Origin of the sequence: Actibacterium sp. (assembly GCF_041584535.1) — a bacterium.
GTDB lineage: Bacteria > Pseudomonadota > Alphaproteobacteria > Rhodobacterales > Rhodobacteraceae > Actibacterium_D.
Genome location: NZ_JBFHDW010000421.1, coordinates 1 through 1542, shown reverse-complemented (window position 1 = coordinate 1542; position 1542 = coordinate 1). Strand labels below are relative to the sequence as shown.

General features: G+C 66.0%; 3 protein-coding genes. All 3 read left to right on the top strand.

What is annotated here, in order from left to right; all coding sequences use genetic code 11:
• The coding region (gene ispF, locus ABYW26_RS14370) for a 2-C-methyl-D-erythritol 2,4-cyclodiphosphate synthase (RefSeq protein WP_372605597.1) at nucleotides 1-872 on the top strand (872 nt) is incomplete at its 5' end.
• Complete coding sequence (locus ABYW26_RS14365) at nucleotides 869-1360, top strand: phosphatidylglycerophosphatase A (protein ID WP_372605596.1); 492 nt, start codon at nucleotides 869-871, stop codon at nucleotides 1358-1360. The genes ispF and ABYW26_RS14365, both read left to right, overlap by 4 nt.
• Nucleotides 1357-1542 (top strand): CinA family protein (locus tag ABYW26_RS14360; RefSeq protein WP_372605595.1); only part of this gene is annotated, 186 nt, incomplete at its 3' end. The genes ABYW26_RS14365 and ABYW26_RS14360, both read left to right, overlap by 4 nt.

Sequence of the window (1542 nt, the reverse complement as noted above, 5' to 3'; positions counted from 1 at the left end):
TCGCGCCCGATTGTGACGCGGTGCTGATCCATGATGGCGCGCGCCCCTTGGTCAGTGCCGCGCTGATCGACCGGGTAATCGTCGCGCTGGAAACCCATCCCGGTGCGGCACCCGCCCTGCCGGTCACCGATGCGCTGTGGCGCGGGGCCGATGGTGCCGTGGCCGCGCCGCACCCGCGCGACGGCCTGTTCCGGGCGCAAACCCCGCAGGGCTTTCACCTTGACGCCATCCGGGCCGCCCATGCCGCCCATCCCGGCGGCGCTGCTGACGATGTCGAAGTGGCGCTGGCCGCCGGGCTTGACGTAATGATTGTCGAAGGCGATGAGGACAATCTGAAAATCACCCATCCCGGCGATTTCGCCCGGGCCGCGCGCATTCTAAAGGACCGCCCCATGGATATTCGCACCGGCAACGGTTTCGACGTGCACCGCTTTGGCGCGGGCGATCATGTGGTGCTGTGCGGGGTGCGGGTGCCGCATGGCCGTGGTCTGCAAGGCCATTCCGACGCCGATGTGGGGATGCATGCCCTGACTGACGCGATCTATGGCGCCTTGGCGCGCGGCGATATCGGCCAGCATTTCCCGCCCTCGGACCCGCAATGGAAAGGCGCCGAAAGCCACATCTTCCTGCGCCATGCCGCGCAGATGGCGGTGGATGAAGGCTTCACGATAACCCATTGCGATGTCACATTGATTTGCGAACAGCCCAAGATCGGGCCACATGCGCAAACCATGCGCGGCGCGCTGGCCGACATCATCGGCATCGACGCGGGTCGTATCAGCGTCAAGGCCACCACATCCGAGCGCCTTGGCTTTACCGGCCGCGAAGAAGGCATTGCCGCGCTGGCCACAGCAACATTGGTGAAAACATGACCCGTTTGATCGCAACCTTCTTTGGCGCAGGCCTGTTGAAACCGGCCCCCGGCACATGGGGGTCCCTGGCGGCCCTGCCCGCCGCTTATGTGCTGCTGCTGATCGGCAGTTGGCCGTTGCTGGTGGCGGGAATCGTCGTGGTGTTTCTGGTCGGCTGGTGGGCCACCGCGCAAGAGACCGCGGGCAAGGCCGATCACGACCCGTCCGAGATCGTCATCGACGAGGTTGCCGGTCAATGGATCGCCCTGCTGCCCGTGGCCTATGGCGCGGCGCGGACCGGGGCCGATCTGACCGCGCTTTATCCGGGCTGGATCGCGGCGTTTCTGGGGTTCCGGCTGTTCGACATCTGGAAGCCCTTCCCGGTCAGCTGGGCCGACCGCAAACATACCGCCTGGGGCGTAATGCTGGATGACGTGATCGCCGGGATCATGGCGGCGATCCTTGTCATCGCGCTGGCCGCAGTCGCGCATCTGTGGTTGATCAAATGACCCACGGTCCCGCCACCACGCTGCTTGAGCTGGCCCGCGCGGCCGGGGCGACGCTGGCCACCGCCGAAAGCTGCACGGGCGGGCTGATCGCCGGGGCGATCACCGATATCGCCGGGTCATCCGATGTGTTCGACCGCGGCTTCGTCACCTATTCCAACGTCGCCAAGATCGAGATGCTGGGC

Excerpts from the sequence above, each read along its gene's own strand:
- ABYW26_RS14365 (WP_372605596.1), top strand. The coding sequence starts at position 869 with ATGACCCGTTTGATCGCAACCTTCTTTGGCGCAGGCCTGTTGAAACCG.